This is a genomic window from Hymenobacter negativus (assembly GCF_017571495.1).
Lineage (GTDB): Bacteria > Bacteroidota > Bacteroidia > Cytophagales > Hymenobacteraceae > Hymenobacter > Hymenobacter negativus.
In genome coordinates this window covers 187,730-210,687 of record NZ_JAGETZ010000004.1, presented here as the reverse complement: position 1 = coordinate 210,687, position 22,958 = coordinate 187,730, and the positions used below count along the sequence as shown (strand labels likewise).

Annotated in this window: 20 protein-coding genes; 14 read left to right on the top strand and 6 right to left on the bottom strand. The window is 55.1% G+C overall.

Translation table 11 applies throughout. From position 1 onward, the window contains the following. Nucleotides 1-10 precede the first annotated feature (10 nt). Nucleotides 11-1,258: a tol-pal system protein YbgF gene (locus J4E00_RS10690; RefSeq protein WP_208175145.1), complete on the bottom strand. Its 1,248-nt coding sequence runs from the start codon at nucleotides 1,256-1,258 to the stop codon at nucleotides 11-13. A gap of 120 nt (nucleotides 1,259-1,378) precedes the next feature. Between J4E00_RS10690 and J4E00_RS10685 the strand changes: the two genes are divergently transcribed. From J4E00_RS10685 to J4E00_RS10680, 3 genes are all read left to right on the top strand, one after another. After that, the gene (locus J4E00_RS10685) at nucleotides 1,379-2,293 is read left to right on the top strand and encodes a M20/M25/M40 family metallo-hydrolase (protein ID WP_208175144.1); all 915 of its coding nucleotides are present in this window, start codon (nucleotides 1,379-1,381) and stop codon (nucleotides 2,291-2,293) included. Between the two features lie 125 nt (nucleotides 2,294-2,418). Continuing rightward, nucleotides 2,419-2,544 carry a hypothetical protein gene (locus tag J4E00_RS29825; protein ID WP_262898399.1) on the top strand — a complete coding sequence of 42 codons (126 nt, stop codon included), beginning with the start codon at nucleotides 2,419-2,421 and terminating at the stop codon, nucleotides 2,542-2,544. 82 nt (nucleotides 2,545-2,626) lie between these two features. Continuing rightward, nucleotides 2,627-2,872, top strand: a complete 246-nt coding sequence (locus J4E00_RS10680) for a hypothetical protein (protein WP_208175143.1) — start codon at nucleotides 2,627-2,629, stop codon at nucleotides 2,870-2,872. Nucleotides 2,873-3,000: 128 nt separating this feature from the next. Here J4E00_RS10680 and J4E00_RS10675 read toward each other — a convergent pair whose 3' ends face one another. The 5 genes from J4E00_RS10675 to J4E00_RS10655 are packed head-to-tail and all read right to left on the bottom strand — an operon-like array spanning nucleotide 3,001 to nucleotide 7,108. Next, complete coding sequence (locus tag J4E00_RS10675) at nucleotides 3,001-3,633, bottom strand: acetyltransferase (protein ID WP_208175142.1); 633 nt, start codon at nucleotides 3,631-3,633, stop codon at nucleotides 3,001-3,003. 13 nt (nucleotides 3,634-3,646) lie between these two features. Then, nucleotides 3,647-4,615 carry a glycosyltransferase family 2 protein gene (locus tag J4E00_RS10670; RefSeq protein ID WP_208175141.1) on the bottom strand — a complete coding sequence of 323 codons (969 nt, stop codon included), beginning with the start codon at nucleotides 4,613-4,615 and terminating at the stop codon, nucleotides 3,647-3,649. Continuing rightward, nucleotides 4,612-5,259 carry an HAD family hydrolase gene (locus J4E00_RS10665; RefSeq protein ID WP_208175140.1) on the bottom strand — a complete coding sequence of 216 codons (648 nt, stop codon included), beginning with the start codon at nucleotides 5,257-5,259 and terminating at the stop codon, nucleotides 4,612-4,614. Before J4E00_RS10665 ends, J4E00_RS10670 begins: the two co-directional genes overlap by 4 nt. 14 nt (nucleotides 5,260-5,273) lie before the next feature. Next, nucleotides 5,274-6,254, bottom strand: coding sequence for a hypothetical protein (locus J4E00_RS10660; RefSeq protein ID WP_208175139.1), 981 nt, complete (start codon nucleotides 6,252-6,254; stop codon nucleotides 5,274-5,276). Further along, the gene (locus J4E00_RS10655; protein ID WP_208175138.1) at nucleotides 6,233-7,108 is read right to left on the bottom strand and encodes an NAD-dependent epimerase/dehydratase family protein; all 876 of its coding nucleotides are present in this window, start codon (nucleotides 7,106-7,108) and stop codon (nucleotides 6,233-6,235) included. The genes J4E00_RS10660 and J4E00_RS10655 overlap by 22 nt, the downstream gene beginning before the upstream one ends. Nucleotides 7,109-7,586: 478 nt before the next feature. Here J4E00_RS10655 and rffA point away from each other — a divergent pair, with 478 nt between their 5' ends. From rffA to dnaJ, 11 genes are all read left to right on the top strand, one after another. Beyond that, complete coding sequence (gene rffA, locus J4E00_RS10650) at nucleotides 7,587-8,732, top strand: dTDP-4-amino-4,6-dideoxygalactose transaminase (RefSeq protein ID WP_208175137.1); 1,146 nt, start codon at nucleotides 7,587-7,589, stop codon at nucleotides 8,730-8,732. Between the two features lie 139 nt (nucleotides 8,733-8,871). After that, nucleotides 8,872-10,296 carry an ArnT family glycosyltransferase gene (locus J4E00_RS10645; protein ID WP_208175136.1) on the top strand — a complete coding sequence of 475 codons (1,425 nt, stop codon included), beginning with the start codon at nucleotides 8,872-8,874 and terminating at the stop codon, nucleotides 10,294-10,296. A gap of 312 nt (nucleotides 10,297-10,608) precedes the next feature. Further along, a complete protein-coding gene (locus J4E00_RS10640; RefSeq protein ID WP_208175135.1) occupies nucleotides 10,609-12,846 on the top strand; it encodes a sodium-translocating pyrophosphatase in 2,238 nt (745 codons plus the stop codon). A 263-nt stretch (nucleotides 12,847-13,109) separates the two neighbouring features. Further along, the gene (locus tag J4E00_RS10635) at nucleotides 13,110-13,649 is read left to right on the top strand and encodes a phosphoribosyltransferase (protein ID WP_208175134.1); all 540 of its coding nucleotides are present in this window, start codon (nucleotides 13,110-13,112) and stop codon (nucleotides 13,647-13,649) included. A gap of 81 nt (nucleotides 13,650-13,730) precedes the next feature. Next, a complete protein-coding gene (locus J4E00_RS10630) occupies nucleotides 13,731-14,357 on the top strand; it encodes an adenylate kinase (protein ID WP_208175133.1) in 627 nt (208 codons plus the stop codon). 143 nt (nucleotides 14,358-14,500) lie between these two features. Continuing rightward, complete coding sequence (gene obgE, locus J4E00_RS10625; protein ID WP_208175132.1) at nucleotides 14,501-15,493, top strand: GTPase ObgE; 993 nt, start codon at nucleotides 14,501-14,503, stop codon at nucleotides 15,491-15,493. A 442-nt stretch (nucleotides 15,494-15,935) separates the two neighbouring features. Beyond that, the gene (locus tag J4E00_RS10620; protein WP_208175131.1) at nucleotides 15,936-18,860 is read left to right on the top strand and encodes a YHYH protein; all 2,925 of its coding nucleotides are present in this window, start codon (nucleotides 15,936-15,938) and stop codon (nucleotides 18,858-18,860) included. A gap of 98 nt (nucleotides 18,861-18,958) precedes the next feature. Then, the gene (locus tag J4E00_RS10615) at nucleotides 18,959-19,681 is read left to right on the top strand and encodes an MbnP family protein (RefSeq protein ID WP_317196612.1); all 723 of its coding nucleotides are present in this window, start codon (nucleotides 18,959-18,961) and stop codon (nucleotides 19,679-19,681) included. Beyond that, a complete protein-coding gene (locus tag J4E00_RS10610; protein WP_208175129.1) occupies nucleotides 19,671-20,744 on the top strand; it encodes a cytochrome-c peroxidase in 1,074 nt (357 codons plus the stop codon). Before J4E00_RS10615 ends, J4E00_RS10610 begins: the two co-directional genes overlap by 11 nt. A 266-nt stretch (nucleotides 20,745-21,010) precedes the next feature. Continuing rightward, nucleotides 21,011-21,622 (top strand): nucleotide exchange factor GrpE, encoded by a 612-nt coding sequence (locus tag J4E00_RS10605; protein ID WP_317196611.1) that lies wholly within the window; start codon nucleotides 21,011-21,013, stop codon nucleotides 21,620-21,622. Between the two features lie 60 nt (nucleotides 21,623-21,682). Then, nucleotides 21,683-22,825 (top strand): molecular chaperone DnaJ, encoded by a 1,143-nt coding sequence (gene dnaJ / locus J4E00_RS10600; protein WP_208175128.1) that lies wholly within the window; start codon nucleotides 21,683-21,685, stop codon nucleotides 22,823-22,825. Nucleotides 22,826-22,958: the final 133 nt, after the last annotated feature.

The following is a 22,958-nucleotide window of genomic DNA, read 5'->3' as shown; positions in this document are numbered from 1 at the left end:
ACCGCTGCGGTTACTTTGCTTTTTTTAGATACGCTTTCGCCTCCTTGTATTGTTCCGACTTATGGTCGGCTTTATCGGCTACTACTGTGTAATAGCGCTTGGCAGCGGCGGCGTCCTTTTCCTTGGCAGCTACTCGCGCTAGGTTAATGTTGGAAAACAGGTAGAAGCCGCCAGAAGTATCGCCAGTGCTTTCGGAAAACACAATGCAGCGTTGGTAATAGTCTTTGGCCTTGGCAATATCACGGTAGCGGTTCTGCATCAAATAGCCCAGGAAGTAGCTGGCATAGCGACCACTAATGCCCTCATAGCCGGGCATTCCTTTATTTATCTTGTCCAGAATCTCGCGGCTAACCCTTTCGCAGTCTGAAAATTCACCCTGGTCATAGGCTAATAAGGCGTAGAAGCGCTGGAAGTAGCCGTTATCAGGAAACTTAGTAGCGAGGTACTTGGCTACAGGCATGGCCTCTTCAGCATTGTTTTCCTCATTTTTGAGGATGCGCATAAGGAAGACCCGGGCTTCAGTAGCGGTATAAAAGCCGTTTGTAGCCACGCTGTGGAGTTGTTGTAGCCCTAGCTTTTTATCGCCTTTGGGAAAAAACAGCAGTACTGGCTTTAGCAGTGGGTAATTGTCAGGAATCCAGACGGCGTAGTAATTGAACAACGCCTGTCCGAACTGGAACTCTGGGCTTAGGCCATTGGCTTCCTGACTTTTTTTAAGAAAATTCAATGAGCGGCGAGCACCCACGGTGGCTTTGCGCCAGTCATGACGCTCGGCATGCAGCCGCGCATCGAAGCCATAAGCGGCCGAAAGGAAAAAGCTGGCTTCGTAATTATTGTTATCGATATCGTAGAGCCTCTGAGCCTTGGTCACGGCGGTGTCCATGTAGGCAAAAAAGGTTTTATCATACTGCTCCGTCTGAAAACTGGTGGGCATGATTTTCCACCACGTACTCAGGCCCAGCAGAAAATAAGGCATGGGATGATTTGGATAGCGTCGCCGCAATGAGCGGAACTGCTTCTCTGCCTTATCGTACTTAAAATTGTAAATATTCTGGACAGCACCGTCCAATTCTAACTGAATATCCTTATCAAGCAGCAGCCAGCCTTTGGTATCAATAGCGGACGGAAGGACGCCCACTGAGTCAAGGGCTACGGTTTTCATTGCTGGTGGAGTGCGAATTGTATCAAGCTTCTGAGCTTTGCCCAGCAATGGTGTCAAAAGCAGGCCCAAACAGATACAAAACAGCAAACGCAGCATAGAATAGAAATAGAAGGCAGGCCTAATCCGGGACCGGCCCGGCGCTAATATAACGGAAAGGGGAACGAGCCTGCTAAAGTACGGACTTTGGTCTAGCTTTGGGCGTAATTCTCTTTGCTCATGCAGCTGCTTCACTCGCTTTGCCGTATCCCGGCCCCGGCCGGCCACGAAACCGCCCTCACTGAATTTGTACTCGACTATGTTCGGCAGCACCAAGCTAGTTGGCGACATCAACCCCAGATAATAGCCGATGAGCGATTTCAAGACTGTTTGCTGCTGGTATTTGGGGAGCCGCGCACGGCTGTATTCGCCCACCTCGACAGCATCGGGTTCACGGTGCGCTACGGGCGGCAGCTCGTGCGCATCGGTGGCCCACAGGCCGAGGCTGGCTACCGCTTGGTGGGGCAGGATTCGCAAGGAATGGTAGATTGTGAGCTAACGATAGACGAAGAAACCGGGGAATTAGGCTACGCGTTCCACCGCGAAATAGACCGCGGCACAGAGTTGACCTTCTATTGCGATTTCCGCGAAACCGAAACCACCATTCAGAGCTGCTACCTTGACAATCGGCTTGGTGTGTGGAATGCGCTACGACTCTGCGAAACTCTGGAGCACGGCATCATTGCTTTCTCTTGCTGGGAAGAGCACGGCGGCGGCTCGGTTGCCTATCTGGCCAAGTACATCAACGAAACCTACGGCGTGCGGCAAGCTCTAATTTCAGATATTACCTGGGTAACAGAAGGCGTACACGCTGGCCAGGGCTGCGCCATCTCCGTGCGTGACTCGCTGATTCCACGGCGCAGCTACGTAGACCGTATCCGGGCCATTGCGGCGGCTTCAGGCATTCCGCATCAACTGGAAGTGGAAGGCAGCGGGGGCTCCGATGCCAAAGAGCTACAGCACGCTGCTGCGCCGTGGGACTGGTGTTTTGTGGGCGCGCCCGAAGACCATGTGCACACACCCAACGAGTTGGTTGACAAGCGTGATATTGCCAGTATGTTGGCGCTCTATCAGGTGCTCATGCGAGAGATGTAAACGTGTATACGCCTGTGCCCGCGCCACAGCGCATCACCAAGTATAATAGCGGAGAATAATTCCGGATGGCCATTTCAACAAAAACGTTCTTTTCCATTGTAAGTCCAGTCTACCGGGCCGATACCATGCTGCCGGAACTTGTAGCCCAGATTATTCGCAGTGTAATGCCTATTACGGGCATTGGTGCGTTGCACGAAAGTGCACCGAATTTCCCCGACGATGGTCAGGTGGGTTGGCCTTCGCACGGCTAACATCGACGTTGTGCACGCCGAACGGGCCGCAGGCACTAACAGATACAATCTCGGATGGCTGTTTAATCTAGCGCTGGATATCATGCAAGTTGTATTCGATAAGCCACAGCGGCTTATCGAATACAACCTGCTAATAGCGGCCACCACCTTCTTGGGTGTTTTCTGGATGGTGTGGCAGGCCATCGAGGGCACAACGCAGGTACTTAGCTACACGGGCCTTGTCATATCCATGTTGCTTTTTTCGGGAGTAATAATCCTGGCTATTGGTATTATCGGTCTGTATTTGGGTAAAGCTTTTGATGGCGTAAAACCCGTCCTGTTTACGTAGGCAATAATTTTATCGGAAGTGATATAGTTCGAATAAGTATATAAGTTCCTGCTTTAATTTACCATTCTATGCCACAAAAACCAGGCTAGCCCCTGGGTTATTCTGAGCCTGTCGGCGTTGCGCGGAAACTACCTGATAAAACGGGCTGGGTTGCCCACGTAGAGGCCCGGCTGCGCAAGTGATTTAATAACCACTGTGCCGCCACCAGTCTGAATGCCATCGGCGAGAGTAATATTGTCGATAAGGGTGGTGTTGATGCCGATGTTGCAGCCTTCACCAATCTGCACAAAGCCAGCTACTGCTACACGCGGCGACAGGAAGGTGTGTGCGCCCACCTGTGAGTCGTGCGCAATGACGCAGGCTGTATTCAGCAGCACGTTATCGGCCAGCACCACGTTGCGGTCGAGCACGCAGCCGGGCAACACAAACACGCCGGTGCCCAGGCGGCACGAGGCATCGACCGAGGCCGATGAATGCACGACGCGGCCCAGGGGTACCTGTCCGGCAAACCGTTGAAACAATGTACGGCGCACGGCCAGATGCTTATAGCCGATGCCAATCATCAACTCATCAAACTGCCCGGCCTGGAACTGAGAGGCAATAGCCTCCACGCCTCCCAGTACCGGATAATCGCCGGCCAAGTGGCTGGGAACACGGAAATCGTCGAAGAAGCCGACGACCTGGTAATGCTTGTCAGCAGCGGCGTGGTAGGCTATGAGTTGTCCCAGGTCACCCGACCCGATAATTGCTAGCTTTTTCATGTAGAACACGAGGCTAATGCAAAACCGGCGCGGAGACGCCATTTGTAACCTCTTTGACGGAGAATAGAGGGCGGCGCTTGGTTTCGCGGTAGATGCGCCCAATGTAAATGGCTACGATGCCCACAAAAAACAACTGGATGCCAGTACCCAACACAATAGCCCCAATGAGGGAAGGCCAGCCGGCCTGAAATTCTATCAGGAACAGCTTGGCCAGCAGGATACCCACCAAAAAGATACTGGCGGCTATGCTCAGGAAGGCCCCAAACTTTACGGCAGCTTTCAGCGGCTTTTCGGAGAAGTCGAAGATAGCATCAAAAGCCAGGTTCATCTTGCGGCTGAAGTTGAACTTGCTGGTACCTGCAAACCGCTCGCGCTGCTCAATCAGCAGGGTGCTTCGCTTAAGGCCGATGTGCATGAAAATCCCTTCAATGAAACGATTTTGCTCGGGATATTGCAGAAACTGGTCAGCAAAACGGCGTGTGAAAATACGCATCACAGCTAAGCCCTTGGGGATGGCTAGGCCCGTAAACCGGTCCAGGGTGCCCCAAAACACGCTGGACATCAATTTGTTCAATGGACCATCCATCTTTTCGCGCCGGATGCCGAACACCAGGTCGTAGCCTTTTTCCAACTCTGTCACGAAATGCGGAATTTCGGTGGGCGGGTCCTGCAAGTCAGGGTCCATGTAGAGCAAGTAGTCGCCTTTGGCATGGGCAATGCCAGCCGTAACGGCAGCTTGCTTGCCATGGTTATACGACAGTTCGACCAGCCGAATGGCCGGGTTGGTGCGCGCATGTTCCTTGATGATGGCCACAGTTTGGTCCGTGCTGCCATCGTCGACAAATACGTATTCGTGGCGCAGTGGTAGCGAGGCCAGCACCGCTCCGGTTTCGGCAATGAACTGGGCAATACATTCCTCCTCGTAGTACACCGGCACTACCAGCGAAAGCAGGGGTAGGGCGGCGGGTTGGGCAGGGCTCATTCAGCAAGCATATTAGGGAGTTGCGCAAAAGAGTCGATGCGGTGCGGGTAGCATGGAAACGCCCCGTCACGGTCAATGAGCACGGCTTGCATCCCCAGCGCCAGTGCAGGTTCCATGTCGAGCTTGATAGAGTCGCCCACATACAGGATTTCGGCGGCGGGCACACCGGCGGCCGCTAGGGCCGCTTCGTAGAACGCCAGTTGGGGCTTAGCAACGCCTTTTAGCTCGGATACCACGATGTCGCGGAACACGTTAGGGCCAAACAAACCGTCCACCAATTGGGGTAACGTGTTGTTGAAATTCGACACAATGCCTAACGGCCGCTGTAACCCGGTCAGTACGCTGGTATCAGCGAAAGCTACCCACGGCAAATAAGTGCAGGCCCGAAAAATGTCCGTCAGCAGGGTTTCCGTAGGGATGATGCCGAGTGAATATAGCAGCTCGGCGTTGAACTTTTGGTAAAACTCCTGTGAAGTGCGGTCCGGAAAATGCAAGCACTCGCTCATAAGTTTGTGGTTGCGGCGCAACAGGTCCGACGGAATATGGTGGCCGGCGGCTACCAATACACCCTGCATTCGCTCCCACAACATTGGCTTGTTAATGAGGGTGTTGGCTGCATCAAATAATACATAGGTAATTGCCATAATAATGGATGCGCCTAGAAGATGAAGTGAGGGGTTGAATTATCGGAAAGCTGGTCAAACGACGTCTGGTCCGGGTAGATGACATCGAGCAATATCCGCACTGCCACGCCGGGCCGAATATGCGGCACATCGGGGGCCTGACCGTAGAGAAATTCTTGCACGGTGTATTTCACATCGGCAAAACCGAAATTGGAACGAATGGAATTGGTACCCGAGATGCGGCAGTTCACTTCAAAGGGGACTATGCGGCCCTCCTTTGTGGCAATGGACTGTAGATTGGCTGCGCCAACGATGGGCGAAGCGGCAATCATTTGTTCCAAAATTTGGCGCACAGACTCGTCGTAGTCGGTCACTACCTTGCACGAGTTAGTGGTGCCGTTCTCTAGGGTACGACCAAGGGTGATGAAGCCGTGCAGCTTCCGCTCGCATGTTACATAAAACGCGGTGGTAATTTCCTCACCCCGGTGCAACTCCTGCACCATGTATTCGTCGTCAGAAAAACGCGTAAAATCGGTCGGATTGAAGTGCAGGCCACGCGAGCCGCGGCCAGCTTTGGGCTTGGCAATACACTCGGCGTACTGGCCCTGATACTGTGAGGGCAGTACCGCGTCGGCAAATGCAATGCCGTGGCGCTGATGATGTTGAAAGGTTTTGAACTTATCCAGATAGATGCCAGCTGCCTCAACTTCGGAAGCTGCCACGGGACAACCAATACCGGCGCGGTGCAGGGCTAGGTAATACACTTCGTAATCGGTAGAAGGAATCACCAGGTCAATGCCTTCCTTCGCCACGATGGCCGCAATTTGTGCCGTGTAATCGGCATCAAAGGCATAAGGCACGGTATGAAAGGCGTCGACCAGGTAATTGCCTGCCGAAAAGGGGGTTATATTGCAGCCTACTACCCGAATGGGAAAGCCGGTAGCGCGAATGTTGCGCACAATACCCTGGCCGACGTTCCCGCCAATGCCAGTTACTAAGACAGTCTTTGTTTCCATAGAATAAGTTCGCTCAGGCCAGTAGCCAGCAGCTGGGGCATTGGTAACCCAAGGGTTTTGTAGGTATAGGTCGCGTCGTAATCGAACGAGGGAGTTGTGTCGGTGCCTGTATAAGTCAGGGCAACGTCCGGTATATACTGGGCCACCAGCTCGGCTACCTCACGGTTGGTGTAGCCGAGCTGGTCGGCAGCGAGAAACACGCCATTATCTGCAATAGCAGCGGCCCGCACAAATACCCGGGCGGCATCGGCCACGCAGATGTAGTTCTGCCGCCGGGTGCCTTCTCCCAGCAGTGTAAGCTGCTGCGTGTGAAGCGCCGCATCGATGAGAAAGGGGAGGAAGGTTTCCGCGTGCATACCCGGTCCGTACATAGACGAAATGCGAACGATGGCGTGCAGCGGGTGGGCCTTCACCACGTCCTCGCCCCACAGCTTGCTGATGCCGTAAGCAGTGGGTGTAAGCACGGCCGACTGCTCCGTGCGCGGGCTGGGTGCCTGGCCGTACACCGATACACTGGATGCATACACCACCCTGGCCCGTGGAAAACGGGCACACACCTGTCCGGGAAGTGCCACGTTGGTATCGAACAGGCGGTGATTATCAATTTGCTCGCCCTTTCGGGGGATGTAGGCACTAATAAAAAAGACCGAATCAAAATCATCAGCCAGCGTATTAAGCGCAGCAATGGGCACCAGCTTCAATCCCTCTACTGCCGGGCCAGTATTGCGGTGGTAAACTCCCGTCACCTGCGCGCCTGCACCCAATAATTGTCGCACGATTTCCTGTGCCAAAATGCTGCTAATCCCAATGACTAGGCATTTTTGCGGAAACGAGTCGTTGTAAGTATCAGGCATTGCCCGCGCTTAAGATGAAAACATGCCGTCTACCAAGTTGCGTCGCTGCCTATGATGACCAGGTAATCGCTATCTACAGTTCGGCTTTATAACTACAAAGTTAGGCAGTAAGCGTGAGCAGATGCGTATAATGCCCCAAACGAAGCGCTTTAGTATGGGCTACCCCATATCTAAAGCGCTTCGTTTGGGGCTAAGGGGGCTTGCAGGCGTTGTGCGAGTGGGCGGGAACTGAGAGCGGCGGGCTGGAGGCAGCAGGTTAGTAGGGCTTCCCGACTCATTACCTCTGGCCATCCCCATTTTTTACCTCGTTATACATATTCCCGCCGGGTCTATTGTTTTTAATGGCAAGAGGTATTGGTCGGGTTTGATTGCTTCGTGCTTTGTGTAAATACCCGACGCGCTGCTTTCAAAAGAGCGTGGATGAATAGCAGCGTAGACGAAAGACTGTCGACTATCTTTGCGCTTCAGCTCTTAACCTATGGATTCTTCTATTATTCCCTTCAACAAACCTTACCTCTCAGGCAACGAAACCCGTTACATCGAAGAGGCAGTGCAGTCCGGTAAAATTTCGGGGGATGGCATGTTTACAAAACGGTGCCACCAGTTTTTTGAGCAGCAGCTCGGGTTTAAAAAAGTCCTGCTGACGACTTCGTGCACCGATGCGCTGGAAATGGCGGCTTTGCTACTCGATATCAAACCGGGCGATGAGGTCATTATGCCATCTTACACGTTTGTGTCAACGCCGAATGCCTTTGTACTGCGTGGCGCGCACATCGTATTTGCCGATAGCACTGCCGAAAATCCTAATATGGATCCCGCGCAAGTAGAGTCGCTCATTACTGCTCGGACCCGTGCTATCGTACCCGTGCACTATGCTGGCATTGCGTGCGATATGGACCCGATAATGGAAATCGCGAATAACCATAAGCTGTTTGTGGTGGAAGACGCAGCCCAGGCTATTGACAGTTATTATAAGGGAAGGGCATTAGGTACGATTGGGCATTTGGCGGCTTTCTCGTTTCACGAAACCAAAAACATCATTTCGGGCGAGGGAGGAATGCTGGCCATTAATGACGAGCGGTTTGCCGCGCGTGCCGAAATAATCAGGGAGAAAGGGACCAACCGGTCGTCTTTTTTCCGGGGTGAAGTAGATAAATACGGGTGGGTCGACCAAGGCTCGTCGTTTCTGCCGTCGGATATAATCGCGGCTTTCCTGTGGGCACAGCTGGAGAATCTGCGAGATATCCAGGCGAAGCGTGTTGCCATCTGGGAGCGCTACTACAGTGCCTTGGAACCCTTGGTAGAGAACGGGGTAGAGCTGCCTCGGTTGCCAAATTTTGCCACTAATAACGGGCACATGTTCTACATGGTGTGCCGTAGCTTAGCGGAGCGCACCGCGCTAATCGAATCTCTGAAATCGCAGAACATCAATCCGGTATTTCATTATTTGTCGCTCCATACCAGCCCCTTCTATGCTGAGAAGCATGATGGCCGGGTGCTGCCGTGGGCAGACCATTATACCGATTGCCTGATTCGACTGCCGCTTTACTATGAGTTGAGCACCGCGCAGCAAAACCGGATTACGGATGCCATTTTGGCTTTCTATAAACAGGCCGCCCTATAAATCAGGCGTTTTTGGTAAGTTGCCAGAGTAGCGGGTGCTGGTGCCCAAAGCATGACGCTGCATCGCTATGCCATTCCGATAGCCTTCAGGTCAACGCAAGCCAATTAATATTATTAAAATAATATTTGTAATTACTGCCATGCCCGTAAGTGCTGAAAGGACGGCTACTCCTCGTTTTCCGTTCAGCCCCGCTAAAGTGGTGCTGCCGCTGCTCCTGATGGGCGGGCTGGCATTGAGGCTACTGTTTCTATGGGTTGGGGCAGGTGTTTATTACAAAAGCAACAGCCCGTTTTGCAACGGCGACACCGACTCTTTTACGCAGAGCTTCCTGAACCTGTGGCAGCACGGGGTGTATAGCTTCAATCTGTTGAATGCGGAAGCTGCCTTTGGGCGTCTGCCAGGCTATCCTTTCTTCTGGGGTGCCCACTACCTCGTTTTTGGAGCGCAGCACGTATTTCAAGCGGTGGCTTTCAGCCAGTGCCTGCTCGATACGGTGGCCATCTACCTGATTTATGCCACCGCCCGTGCGCTGACGTGCGATATTCGCGCAGCTTGGATATCAGCAGCCTTATACGCCTGCTATCCTTTTGTGATAGTGTGGCTGACGATTTCAGGCTCTGAATCCCTGGCTACGTTCGTGACCATTTTGATACTGTGGTGGCTGGCCACGCGCCCGGTGAGCACCCGCAACGTGTTTATTGCCGGGCTGCTGGTTGGGTTCGGGCTGCTGGTGCGGGAGTACCTGGGGGTGCTATTAGTGCCGATGTTCATCTGGATTTATTCTGCCAATGACGCTAAAGAGCGCGGGCGTTTTGTTCGGCTGAGCACGATTGCCGTGATGGGCTTCCTGCTGCTTTACGTGGGCTGGCCAATCCGCAATTATGTCTTTCAGCACCGTTTCATGCTACTCAAGCCCCCTACGGCAGGCTACGACCGGTATGCAGACGATGTGAATACCGCCCGTGCCTGGGTGTATGGGTGGAGCCCGGACGCCGATGCTTATTTGGATGCCATTGCTGGGAAAGCGCCTCTTCCTGCCTTTCCACAAGGGGTTTTCAAAGACAGCGCGGAGCGGGAGCGAGCATACCAGCTTTTTGCGCAGGCTCAGCAGTGTGGCACAGGCTTCTACAATTGGCGCTATCTGAAGCGTTATGATAGGCCTACGAATTGCAACGCTGAGCTAGCCAGTGGCTTTACAGGACTCAACAGCTCGTATAAGCAGCGTCACCTGCTACGGTATTGGACAGAGGTGCCCTTGCTAAACCTGAAAAAAGCGTTCTTTAAGAATCAACTGATGAATAGTGGGGGCAGCCGGCTTGTGAGCCTGCTGTTTGGCTACCGGACCCTTATTTTATTGCTATGTGCGTGGGGAGTATTTCTATTGCGTCAGAATCGAAGTAGCTGGCCTGTGATGTTCTTTTTCGTTTTTATGTACCTTTTTATTTGTATTGGCTTGCGCCAGCTCGAAATGCGCTACCTGCTTCAGGCCGATGCGGCTATACTGAGCGTAGCTGGGGCACCCTTCGTATGGCTGCTGAATAGGTTTAAAGGCAAGACGGCCTGATGCCGCTGGCCGCGACTAGTTTCGCTGCAGCTCGATTATCTGAAAAATGAAGCGGGGCCGCCCGCCAGGCCTTGCAGCTGGGGTAGAAGTAACCGGTACGCGCGTATTTCCTGTGGGGTGCACAACGCACCGGGAGCCTGTTTGCCTGCTGGTCCTCGGAGGGCTGGGCCTGGTGCGCTGCATGCAAAGCAATAATTAAAGCCTTTAGGCAGGAGGATTGTAGTATTAGAAAGGTTGTATTTAGGTGGGTTTCTGCTATTTTGCGGGCGTCAAAATGCATTATTGCACATCTTCCCACCCAACCGTTCTTTTATGACTCCATACCTCTACGCTGTGCCCGCGCTGGGCATATTTGCCTTGCTCTATACCTGGCTGCGTGCCGGTTGGGTCGCTAAGCAGGACGCCGGTGATGCCCGCATGACTACCATCGCCGGCTATATTGCCGATGGCGCCATTGCCTTTCTCAAAGCCGAGTATAAGGTGCTGGCCCTGTTTGGCTTGATTGCCGGGGCATTCCTTTTCTACCTAGGCAGCACGAGTGGCAATTCCAGCCCCATCATTGTCATTGCCTTTCTGATTGGTGCCGTATTCTCGGCTCTTGCGGGCTTCATTGGGATGAAAATTGCCACTAAGGCCAACGTACGCACTGCGCAGGCCGCTAAAACCAGCCTCAGTGGCGCACTCAACGTGTCGTTTTCGGGAGGCTCGGTGATGGGCATGGGGGTGGCCGGATTAGCTGTGTTGGGACTGGGCTCGTTGTTTATCGTCTTCTATAAAATGTTCGTGCCCAGTGGAATGGCTAATGGCATGGAGATGGAAAAAGCCCTCGAAGTGCTCACTGGTTTCTCGCTCGGGGCCGAAAGCATAGCATTGTTTGCCCGTGTGGGAGGGGGCATCTATACCAAAGCAGCTGATGTGGGCGCCGACCTTGTGGGTAAAGTCGAAGCCGGCATTCCGGAAGATGACCCCCGCAACCCTGCTACCATCGCCGATAACGTGGGTGACAACGTGGGCGACGTGGCTGGTATGGGCGCCGACCTATTCGGCTCTTACGTGGCTACCATCTTGGCTACCATGGTACTGGGACGTGAAGTAACGGTGACCAACGACCAGTTCGGCGGGCTCTCGCCCATCTTCCTGCCCATGGCCATTGCGGGCATGGGCATCCTGGCTTCGCTCATTGGCATCCTGTGCGTTCGGGTGAAGGAGGGTGGCAACGTGCAAGCAGCCCTCAATTTGGGCAACTACATTTCGGTCATTATATCAGCGGCAGCTTCTTACGGGCTCATCATGTGGATTTTGCCGGCGGGTACCTTCACCATTCGTGGCATCAGCTTCGATGCTATGCACGTATTCTACGCTGTATTAGTGGGGTTGGTGGTGGGCACGCTGATGAGCATCATCACTGAATATTACACTGCTATGGGCAAGCGTCCCGTGAATAGCATCGTGCAGCAAAGCAGCACCGGCCACGCCACCACCGTCATCGGCGGGTTGGCTGTAGGCATGGAGTCAACGGTACTGCCAATTCTGGTGCTTGCGGCTGGTATTGTGCTGAGCTTCAAGGCAGCTGGTCTCTACGGGGTGGCCATTGCGGCCGCTGGTATGATGGCTACCACCGCTATGCAGCTGGCCATTGATGCCTTTGGACCTATTGCTGATAATGCTGGTGGCATTGCCGAAATGAGTGAGCTGCCCAAGGAAGTGCGCGAGCGCACCGACATTCTGGATGCTGTGGGCAACACGACGGCTGCTACCGGCAAAGGTTTTGCCATTGCCTCGGCTGCCCTTACCTCGTTGGCATTATTTGCCGCTTTTATGGGCACGGCCCACATCGACACCATTGATATTTCAAATGCGGATGTACTGGCGGGGCTTTTTGTGGGGGCCATGATTCCGTTCATCTTTTCCGCTCTGGCCATTTCGGCCGTGGGGCGGGCGGCCATGGCCATGGTGCAGGAAGTACGACGGCAATTCCGCGAAATTCCGGGTATTATGGAAGGCACCGGCCGACCGGAGTATGAAAAGTGCGTGGCCATTTCGACCCAGGCGGCTATTCGGGAAATGATTCTGCCAGGTGCTATTGCTTTGCTCACTCCCATTATTATTGGCTTTTTGTTTGGCCCAAAAGTGCTGGGTGGCCTGCTAGCCGGTGTCACGGTGAGTGGAGTGCTCATGGCGATGTTTCAGAGCAACGCGGGCGGTGCTTGGGACAACGCCAAAAAATCCTTCGAAAAAGGCGTGATGGTGAACGGTAAGATGGAGTATAAAGGCTCTGATGCTCACAAAGCCTCGGTAACGGGTGATACTGTGGGCGACCCTTTCAAAGACACATCCGGCCCGAGCATGAACATTCTTATCAAGCTAATGAGCATTGTGTCGCTGGTCATCGCGCCGCATATCGCCGAGAAAGGCGGCGAGCGCGGCATGGCTCCGGTGCAGCTGAAAGAACATACTGAGGTAACTGCCCGGCCCTATGTTCGCTATGCTGAAACATTCGCGCCGGCCGCAGCCCATGTAATCTACACAGCGTTCCGGCAGGTGAGATAGACTACATGCTCGCTCGGATTTACTAGATTACACAGATTTGGGTCTATAGTTTTAAGGAAGGGCCGCTTGGAAGAGCGGCCTTTTCTTTTATTAAACTAAGAGATACCGCTGGAGTGTGAAGATTTCAATGAGATAAAATGATGCCTTGAAAAGGAATAAGTATTGCTTGTAACATCCAGAAAGTTCGGGGAATCTGATAAATCTGAGCGAATCCGTAGTTCAAGCAGTAGCTTTGTAGCCTCATTACTCTCCCTCCGCGCTGCATGGGCAATTCCCATATTACCATTCACAACAAAGAATTTCGGCCGTATTTCTCTGCCGTTCAATTGGATGAGGTTGTGACCAGCCTGGCTGCCAGGCTTAGTGCCGACTACGCCGGACATAAGCCTTTGTTTGTGGTGGTGCTCACGGGCGGCTTCATGTTTGCTTCAGATTTGCTGAAGCGGTTTGTAGGCGACTGTGAAATTGTCTTCATCCGCGTGGCTTCCTACGAAGGCACCGACAGCACTGGCGTGGTACAGGAAATCCTGGGTTTGCGCGAAGAAGTGCAGGACCGCCACCTCATCATCGTAGAGGACATCGTGGATACGGGGACCACCATGCACCATCTCATGCCCACGCTACTGGCCAAAGGCCCCGCCTCAGTTGAGATTGCAGCGCTGTTTTTTAAGCCGGCAAGCCTACGGCACGAATTATCGGTGCGCTACGTGGCCATGGAAATTCCCAATGACTTTGTGGTTGGCTACGGCCTTGACTACGATGGTTTGGGCCGGAACCTACCCGATGTGTACGTTGCCGTATAGCAACGTTTCTGGTAACGATTGAGTAACTTGCCCAAACCCACCTCACCAAAATCACTTCCCGCGCGCAACGCGTCTTCCACAATGTTGAATATCGTGCTGTTCGGCCCTCCCGGCGCCGGCAAAGGAACCCAGAGCCAAAAGCTCATTGCCCAATACAACCTCGTGCACCTAAGCACCGGCGACCTGCTGCGCGCCCAGATTGCCCAAGGTACCGACCTTGGCCTGCAAGCCAAAAAGCTGATGGACGAAGGCCTGCTCGTGCCCGATGAAGTAGTTATCGGCATGATTGACCATGCTCTGCAAGCCAATAAGACTACTGCTGGTGGCTTCATTTTTGATGGCTTTCCGCGCACGGTACCTCAGGCCGAGCGTCTCGACCAGCTAATGGCGGTGCACGACAGCGGCATCAACTGCATGATTGCGCTGGAAGTGGCCGAGGAAGAGTTAGTGACCCGCCTGCTGGAGCGTGGCAAAACCAGCGGCCGCCCCGATGACCAGGACGAAAGCAAAATTCGCCGCCGCGTAACAGTGTATAATACTGAAACTGCGCAAGTTGCTGGTTATTATGCTGCTCAAAACAAATTTCACGCCCTCAACGGCATCGGCGCGATTGACAGCATCTTCACCCAGATTTGCACTATCATCGACCAGCACAAAACCACGGCACCTGAGACCCCAGCCGAAGCAACGAAAGAGGTAAAAGCCTAAGCCGCGCTTCGCGCAGCTAGTTATGAGTTATAAAGTATGAGTTATGAGTTTCGGGCGCATAGCCTGGAATTCATAACTCATACTTTTTACCACCACTCCAAGCTAGCTCATACCTTTTAACTCATAATTTATAACTACACATCGTGGCCTCCAATAACTTCATCGACTACGTCAAACTCATCTGCCGCTCGGGCAAAGGCGGCGCGGGCTCGCGCCACTACTTCCGGGCCAAGGGCCTGCCCAACGGCGGCCCCGATGGCGGCGACGGCGGCCGCGGCGGTCACATCATCCTCGAAGGCAACTCGCAACTTTGGACGCTGCTACACCTACAGTACCAAAAACACGTTTTCGCCAAAGACGGCGAGGGTGGGGGGGAAAACCTGCGCTCCGGGGCGCAGGGCGAAGACATTGTGCTGCAGGTGCCGCTTGGCACCGTAGCTCGCGACGCGGAAACCGGCGAGAAGGTGCTCGAAATCACAGAGCATGGCCAGCGGGCTATTCTGGTACCCGGTGGACGCGGCGGCTGGGGCAACGACCACTTTAAAAACTCCATCAACCAGGCTCCCGAATACGCTCAGCCCGGTGAGCCCGCCATTGAAGCCATCATTATCCTGGAACTCAAGTTGCTGGCTGATGTGGGCCTTGTGGGCTTCCCCAATGCGGGCAAAAGCACGCTGCTTTCGGTGGTTTCGGCAGCTAAGCCGAAAATTGCCGACTACGCTTTCACGACACTGGTGCCCAACCTGGGCGTGGTAGCATACCGCGACTATAAATCCTTCGTGATGGCCGACATTCCCGGCATCATTGAGGGGGCAGCCGAGGGCAAAGGGCTGGGCACGCGCTTTCTGCGCCACATCGAGCGCAACTCTATGCTGCTCTTTATGATAAGCTGCGACAGCCCTGACATCAACGCGGAGTACGCCGTGCTGGTGGGCGAACTGGAGCAATTTAACCCCGAACTGCTGGACAAGAAGCGCCTGCTGGCCATTACCAAGACCGATATGATTGATGAGGAGCTGGAGGCTGAAATTCGCGAAACGCTCCCAGCCGAAGTACCGTCCATCTTCATTTCCAGCCTCACTAATAAAAATATCGTGCCGCTTAAGGACATGATTTGGAAAGCGTTGCATGAATAAAAAAGTCGAGTAATTAAGCAATGCTATTCATATTTCTTGGTGCAGGAGTCCTGCTTTTAGGAAGTTAGTATTACACTATAAAATAAAGTAGATAAATTACCTCAGGTTGCGAAGTAGCTGCGTAGCGGCGACCTGCTTGTAGAACTGAGGACATAAAGGGATAAAGCCGGGTAGCGGTGGCAGAACCAATTGGTAATCTGCCACCACTACCTGGCCTTTTTTATTTCTAGTAAGAGCAGGTTATATACCGGCCGCCCAGTAGTCAGTCATCGGACTGATAGCGGCAATGGCCGAACATAAGCCCGCGTTGGCCGATTTGCCACGACAATTGCTTGTGCAAAGGGTTGATTCAATGATATATTTACAGAGGTAGGTCATGTGACAAAAGCAGGTAATTACCTGTGTTGGGTATGGGCTATTCGCTATCAAGCTAACTCCCTTTATGACGAACACACCTCTACTCTCGCTCCCGCGCTTGCGGCACCGGCTGCTGTTGCCACTGCTGCTAATGGCCTTGTGCAGCCGGGCGCAGCTCACGTCCTCCGTCACATCCTGGCTGCTTAATACCACCGGGGCTACCGGCTACAATGGCTTGCCAGTTAACGTGCAGCAGGTGCGCTATTCTACGGGCAACGTGTATGTGAATTGCTCGGATATTCCGGCTTATACCATTGGGCCATGGGCATTTAACCCGAATGTGGCGACGAATCAGAATTATTTATTTAAAATAACCCGGACGCCACTGCCCAATACGGGCACGGCCACCGCCACCCCGCTCGGCAACATTGGGTTGTGGAGTAACGGAACCACCATGTACAATGCCAAAGATGGCATAAGCTACAACAACCTGGGTATCTGGAATCAGAACGCCGTGGTGTGGGAAGGCAGCAGCTTCGACGCCTGCCTGGGCCACCCCGACGGCGCAAGCAAGTACCACCACCACCTCAATCCCAAGTGCCTGTACAACGACCGCGACAGCTCGGTCCACTCGCCGCTTATTGGCTTTGCCCTGGATGGCTACCCAATTTACGGCACCTATGGCTACCGAAATGCCTCGGGCACGGGCGGCCTGAAAAGCATGAAAAGCTCGTATCGGGTACGAAATATTACGGCCCGCACCACCCGGACCAACGGCGCGGCACTAACGCCCGCGCAGTATGGCCCGACGCTGGCCACCTACGCCTTGGGTTACTACATTGAAGACTACGAATATGTGGCCGGTTCCGGTGACCTTGATGACCACAACGGCCGCTTCGCGGTGACCCCGGAATATCCGGCCGGTACGTATGCCTACTATATCACCCTTAATAGCTTCTACGAAGGAAGTTACCCGTATACGCTGGGGCCAACCTACTACGGCGTGATTCCCGCCGGCACCCTCGGTCCCAATTCGGGCACTAACACTACTGTTGCTGAACCGGTGACGACCTACACTCCGGCTGTCGACCTGACGGTGAGCAGCACCCAGAGCGTGCCCGCCGGCAACTACCACGACCTGACCATTACGGGCCCGACCAACGGTGGGCCGGGTGTAGCAACCCTGGCGGGCATCATCTCGGTGACGGGTACTGTGCTGGTGAAGGAAGGTGGGGTACTGAACACCAATTGCCAGGCCATCACTGGGGCAGGCAGCTTTACGCTGGCTGCCGGCGGCACCCTGGGCATCTGCAGCCCGGCGGGCATCACGGCTAGCAGTGCTACCGGAGCTGTGCAAGTGACGGGCACCCGCAGCTATGCCATACAGGCCACTTATATTTACAATGGCACCACTGCCCAGGTAACCGGCAACGGCTTGCCCAGCGAAGTCCGTAACCTGACCCTGGCTAATGCCACCGGCCTAATCCTAAGCCAATCATTGAGTGTGAACGAGCTGCTGGTCTTGAACAGCGGCACCCTGACCACCAGCGGCAATGCCTTGACGCTGCTCTCAGGCCCCAACGGCACAGCCTCGGCCCTGAACGCTGGTACTGGCGCAGTGAGCGGCAACGTGACGGTGCAGCGCTACATCAGTCCCAGCCAGAACAGCGGCACGGGCTACCGTCACCTCAGTGCGCCCGTAGGCGGCACCACCGTGGCCAGCCTGACCATGGCCGGTTTTACACCCACCGTGAATAACGGCTACAACAGCGCGACCGTCCCGCAGAGCAGCACGCCGTTTCCCACCATCTTCGGCTACGAGCAGAGCCGCGTCAACAATCCTGCTCTTGTGAACAATCTGACGGGCTTTGACCGTGGTTGGTACTCGCCGGCCTCACTAAGCACAGCGCTAACTACTGGCCAAGGCTACACTGTGAACCTGCCTGCTACTACTTTCGGCTGGACTGGCCCCCTGAACACCGGCAGCTACACCACCGCTCCCCTGAGCCGGGGCAGCAGCCCCGATGCCGGTTGGCACCTTGTTGGCAATCCTTATCCCAGTACCTTGGATTGGGGTGTGGTAGCGGCGGGCTTGCCGGCCAATATTGCCTCGTCCATGTACGTATTCGAGAGCAGTGGGCCGTATGCGGGCAGCTACCGCAGCTACGTGAATGGGGTGGGCAATCCGCTTATTTCCTCCTCACAGGGCTTCTTCGTACGCTCGCTCACCGTGGGTCAGTCGCCCACCCTCACCTTTGCCAATGCGGCGCGCAACAACGAAGCTACGCTGCTATACCGAGGCACTGTCGATGCCCGGCCTCGCCTGGAATTGAACCTGACCGACCCTATTGGTCAGCAAGACCGCACTACTGTGTACTGGCAAACCGGGGCTACACCCGCCACCGATGCCGCTTTCGATGCCTGGAAAATACCTGCAGCCAGTCGCTCGGCCCTGTGGACCGAAGCCGGTGCCGATAAATTGAGCATCAATGGTTTGCCACTGGCTACTGGCCTTGTCCGCATTCCACTCAACCTAAGCCTGATTCAGGCAGGTACTCATGCTTTACGCCTCTCGGAGCTGGCCAACATTCCCGCTACTTGGGCTGTGCAGCTGGAAGACCGCCTCAGTGGTACCAATACGCCCCTGACTGCCCAGACCAATTATGTATTCAACGCCGTTGCCGGAGCACTCAATGGCCGTTTCTGGCTGGTGGTGAATGCCGCTGGTGTTCTGGCTAATACCGCCTCGTCGTTCCGGTACGCTGTTGCCCTCTATCCCAATCCGGCCCAGGGCGCAGTACAGGTATCGATACCAGCGGTGCCCGGTGCTACCCACGCTACCTTAACCTTGAGCGACGCCCTGGGCCGGGCCATCCGCAGCCAGACAGTACCCTTAACCAACAGCGGAGCCTTGGCTACGCTGCCGCTAACGGCCCTGGCCCCTGGCGTATATATCATTCGCACCCAGGCTGGGGGCGAAGTCGTGACGCAACGGGTGGTGGTGGAGTAAACCCGGTTGAGACAGTGCTGTAAAAAGGCTACTACGTCTACGAAAGGCCTCCAGCGCTTGCTGATACTTATCTATCAAGTCCATTCTGGTTATAACCTATGCTATTTCGCCAGTTGATACCACTTATTGTTTGCCTGATATCTGCATCCGTAAGGCCATGCTTTGCTACGCCTCCAGCTGGCTGGCAAATCCGCATTGCGCCTATGTTTGGGGCCGAGAAATTAGCGCTGGAAACCAAGGCCTACCCAACCTCCCAAAACGGGCCCGTCACCATTGCTACTTTCCGCTTCTACCTCAGCGCCCTGCGCCTCACTTACACCGACGGCAGCACCTACACCGAGCCGAACAGCTTTCACCTCATCGATGCCGAAATCGATGCGAGCCAGGCCTTCACGCTGTCCACCGCCCCAACCAAGCCCTTGCGAAGCATCAGCTTTTGCGTGGGCGTGGACAGCCTCACCAACACTTCTGGTGCCCATGGCGGCGACCTAGAACCTGGTCGGGGCATGTACTGGGCCTGGCACAGTGGCTACATCAATGCCAAGCTGGAAGGCCGCAGCCCCGCCTGCGCCAACCCGCGCAAAGCGTTTGAGTTTCACATCGGTGGCTTCCAGGCACCCTATCGCAGCCTGCGACCGGTGACGCTGGTCGTGCCGTTTGGTGCTGGCGCTTCGCTTGTTATTCGGGCCGATGCGGCGCGGTGGTTGGGCCAGCTGAAGCTGGCGGACAATAGCAGCGTGCTTGTTCCCGGTGCGGCGGCTATGCGGGTGGCGGATGGGTATGCGGGGATGTTTAGCATTGGAGCAGGCGATGAAGAATAGCCGCATTCGCTTCGCTGGGGAGGAGGCAGTGCCTCCAAACACTGCCTTCCGCCTCGCGCTCCTTATCCTGGCTGCGCTCTCTCTGGCTTTTACTACCTTCTCCGACCAGCCGGTCCTCTTCGCCCGCCCCGCGGGTTGGCCCAAGCCGTCCTACGATTTCAGTCGCAACCCCCAGACAGCAGCGGGTTTCCGACTGGGCCGAATGCTGTTTTATGACCCAGCGCTGTCGCGCGACGGCTCCATTTCCTGCGCCAGCTGCCATTCGCCGCAGTCGGCTTTCACTCACAGCGACCACCGCGTGAGCCACGGCATAGAAGGACGCCAGGGCGAGCGCAACGCTCCGGCGCTGGTGAACCTGGCCTGGAACACCTCGTTTCACTGGGATGGCGGCGTGAATAATCTCGAAATCCAGGCCGTGAACCCCGTGACGCACCCCAATGAGATGGACTTCACGATGGATGAGATGGTGGACCGACTCAATGCGTCCCGCGCCTATCGGGGCCGCTTCTTCCGTGCCTTTGCCGACTCGGCCATCACCGGCCAGCGGGTGCTGAAGGCCCTGGCGCAGTTCACGGTATCGTTACAGTCCTACAATGCAAAGTACGATAAGTACCTGCGCCACGAAGCCGGAGGCGAAATGAGCGAGCCCGAGCTGAACGGACTGCGCCTGTTTCGCCAGCACTGCGCCAGCTGCCATCAGGAGCCACTATTCACCAACAATACGTTTGCCAACAACGGCCTGCTGCCCGACACTCTGCTCCGTGACCGGGGCCGGTATCGCATCACTGCCCAGCCCGACGACGACTACAAGTTTCGGGTGCCTACCCTGCGCAACATCGAGTTTTCGGCCCCCTATATGCACGATGGCCGTTTCCGCTACCTGCGGCAGACTATTCAGCATTACACCAGCGGCACTATTGTGCCCAGTCCCACGCTGGCCCCGCAATTGCGCCAGCCCGTCACGCTCAGCACCGCCGAGCAGCGCGACATTATGCTCTTTCTGTTCACCCTCACCGACAAAGAGTTTTTGGATGATGCCCGGTTTCGGTATCAGCCTGAATAGAGGAATATGGATTTGAGTTGTGCTGCCTTATTCGGAACCTTTCTCTGTCACAGTTTCACAGTTAACCTTTCGTCATTATAGGTCCCTTTGTTGCATCGAAAGCAAGCTGCAAACTGAGTCAAAAGAGCTAGTAGGGTATCATAATAACTCATTGCAAGGGCGGGCTCTTATGGAGCGGTACATGTACTGGCCCTTGTGCCACTATGGCAGCCTATAGCCCTTTGGCCCACTCCTTGAGCCCGCCAGGTGACTAACCGGCTAACCCCGTGAAAAACCCCTTCCGACGAATATTTCCGCAAATGGCTAACGAGAATAACCTGCCGCAGGACGACAACCTGACCGCCGACCCCAACCACGTAGCTGGCGAAATGGCTGATGCCGATGGCGCATCCACCGACCCGAACATGACAGCCACCGGTGCTCCCCAGCCCGAAGCCTCGCGCACCGATGCCGAGCTAGCCGACCTCAAAGACAAGTATCTGCGCCTGGCTGCTGAGTTTGAGAACTACAAGCGTCGCACCACGAAGGAGCGCATCGAACTGTTTAAAACGGCCAGCCAAGAGCTGATGACAGCCCTGCTGCCCGTGCTCGACGACTTCGAACGGGCTCGCAACGCCACCCAGGCTACCACCGATGCCGCCGCTGTGCGCGAAAGCATCGACATTATTCAGAACAAGCTGAACAAAACCCTCCAGCAAAAGGGTTTGACCGCAATGGAAGCCAAGGGCGGCGACTTCGACGCCGACCTGCACGAAGCCATCACTCAGATTCCCGCACCCAGCGACGACTTGAAGGGGAAAATCGTGGACGTGGTGGAGCAAGGCTATTATTTAGGTGACAAAGTAATTCGCCACGCTAAAGTGGTGCTTGGGCAGTAATTTTATACCATCTGTCATTCTACGCCTGCGAAGGATGACAGCCGATTTTTAAAGCAGAAAATGGCTACGAAGCGCGATTATTACGAGGTATTAGGCATTGCCAAAAATGCGGAGGGCGACGTCATCAAGTCGGCCTATCGCAAAATGGCCATCAAATACCACCCCGATAAAAACCCGGACGACCCCTCGGCCGAGGACAAGTTTAAGGAAGCGGCCGAGGCGTACGAAGTGCTCAGCAACGCCGATAAGCGTGCCCGTTACGACCGGTACGGCCACCAAGGCATGGGGGGCAACGGCGGCGGTGCCCAGAACATGGAGGACATTTTCTCGCAGTTCGGCGACATCTTCGGGGGCGGGGGCGGCTTCGAAGGATTCTTTGGAGGCGGGCGCCAGGGTGGGGGCCGGCGCCAGAAGAAAGGCTCGAACCTGCGTATCAAGCTGAAGCTTGATTTGGAGGAAATCGCCAACGGCGTCGAGAAGAAAATCAAAGTGAAACGCTACGTGGCCTGCCAGCCGTGCAGCGGCACCGGCGCCAAAAACGGCACCGACCTCAAAACCTGCCCCACCTGCCAGGGCCAGGGCCAAACCAAGCGCGTGGTGAATACCATGCTCGGTCAGATGGTGAGTAGCAGCACTTGCCCTACCTGCAACGGGGAGGGCAAAACCATTGTGAGCACCTGTGACGTGTGTAAAGGCGAAGGCCGCCAGCTACACGAAGAGGTGATTCCCATCAACATCCCCGCTGGCGTGGCCAACGACATGCAGCTGAGCATGAACGGCAAGGGCAACTTCCCCGAGCGCGGCGGCGTTCCCGGCGACCTGCTTATTCAGATTGAGGAGGAGCCGCACGAGTTCCTGAAGCGCGACGGCAACAACATCATGTTTGAGCAGTACATCTCCTTTGTAGATGCTGCCCTAGGTGCCAACTTGGAAGTTCCCACCATCGAAGGCAAGGTGAAAATCAAGGTGGACCCGGGCACCCAGCCTGGCAAAATCCTGCGCCTGCGTGGTAAAGGCATTAAGGACCTCAACGGCTACGGCCGCGGCGACCAGCTCATCCATCTTAACGTGTGGACGCCCAAAAACGTGAGCAGCCAGGAGCGCGAAATCCTGGAGAAGCTGCGCGATTCGGACAACTTCACGCCGCACCCCGGCAAGAATGAGAAGGGCTTCTTTGAGAAAGTGAAGGAGTATTTTCAGTAGGCTTGTAGCACCTGCTTAAGCTTTTGCTGCATCGATTTTGAAACCCCGGCTGCATTAGCAGTTCGGGGTTTCTTCTTTTTAAAGGCGCCCAGAATGCCTGAGGGGACATCAAACGCACTTGAGTCGGAGGTAT

Excerpts from the sequence above, each read along its gene's own strand:
- J4E00_RS10690 (WP_208175145.1), bottom strand. The coding sequence starts at position 1,258 with ATGCTGCGTTTGCTGTTTTGTATCTGTTTGGGCCTGCTTTTGACACCA.
- J4E00_RS10685 (WP_208175144.1), top strand. The coding sequence starts at position 1,379 with ATGCAGCTGCTTCACTCGCTTTGCCGTATCCCGGCCCCGGCCGGCCAC.
- J4E00_RS29825 (WP_262898399.1), top strand. The coding sequence starts at position 2,419 with ATGCTGCCGGAACTTGTAGCCCAGATTATTCGCAGTGTAATGCCTATT.
- J4E00_RS10680 (WP_208175143.1), top strand. The coding sequence starts at position 2,627 with ATGCAAGTTGTATTCGATAAGCCACAGCGGCTTATCGAATACAACCTG.
- J4E00_RS10675 (WP_208175142.1), bottom strand. The coding sequence starts at position 3,633 with ATGAAAAAGCTAGCAATTATCGGGTCGGGTGACCTGGGACAACTCATA.
- J4E00_RS10670 (WP_208175141.1), bottom strand. The coding sequence starts at position 4,615 with ATGAGCCCTGCCCAACCCGCCGCCCTACCCCTGCTTTCGCTGGTAGTG.
- J4E00_RS10665 (WP_208175140.1), bottom strand. The coding sequence starts at position 5,259 with ATGGCAATTACCTATGTATTATTTGATGCAGCCAACACCCTCATTAAC.
- J4E00_RS10660 (WP_208175139.1), bottom strand. The coding sequence starts at position 6,254 with ATGGAAACAAAGACTGTCTTAGTAACTGGCATTGGCGGGAACGTCGGC.
- J4E00_RS10655 (WP_208175138.1), bottom strand. The coding sequence starts at position 7,108 with ATGCCTGATACTTACAACGACTCGTTTCCGCAAAAATGCCTAGTCATT.
- rffA (WP_208175137.1), top strand. The coding sequence starts at position 7,587 with ATGGATTCTTCTATTATTCCCTTCAACAAACCTTACCTCTCAGGCAAC.
- J4E00_RS10645 (WP_208175136.1), top strand. The coding sequence starts at position 8,872 with ATGCCCGTAAGTGCTGAAAGGACGGCTACTCCTCGTTTTCCGTTCAGC.
- J4E00_RS10640 (WP_208175135.1), top strand. The coding sequence starts at position 10,609 with ATGACTCCATACCTCTACGCTGTGCCCGCGCTGGGCATATTTGCCTTG.
- J4E00_RS10635 (WP_208175134.1), top strand. The coding sequence starts at position 13,110 with ATGGGCAATTCCCATATTACCATTCACAACAAAGAATTTCGGCCGTAT.
- J4E00_RS10630 (WP_208175133.1), top strand. The coding sequence starts at position 13,731 with ATGTTGAATATCGTGCTGTTCGGCCCTCCCGGCGCCGGCAAAGGAACC.
- J4E00_RS10620 (WP_208175131.1), top strand. The coding sequence starts at position 15,936 with ATGACGAACACACCTCTACTCTCGCTCCCGCGCTTGCGGCACCGGCTG.
- J4E00_RS10615 (WP_317196612.1), top strand. The coding sequence starts at position 18,959 with ATGCTATTTCGCCAGTTGATACCACTTATTGTTTGCCTGATATCTGCA.
- J4E00_RS10610 (WP_208175129.1), top strand. The coding sequence starts at position 19,671 with ATGAAGAATAGCCGCATTCGCTTCGCTGGGGAGGAGGCAGTGCCTCCA.
- dnaJ (WP_208175128.1), top strand. The coding sequence starts at position 21,683 with ATGGCTACGAAGCGCGATTATTACGAGGTATTAGGCATTGCCAAAAAT.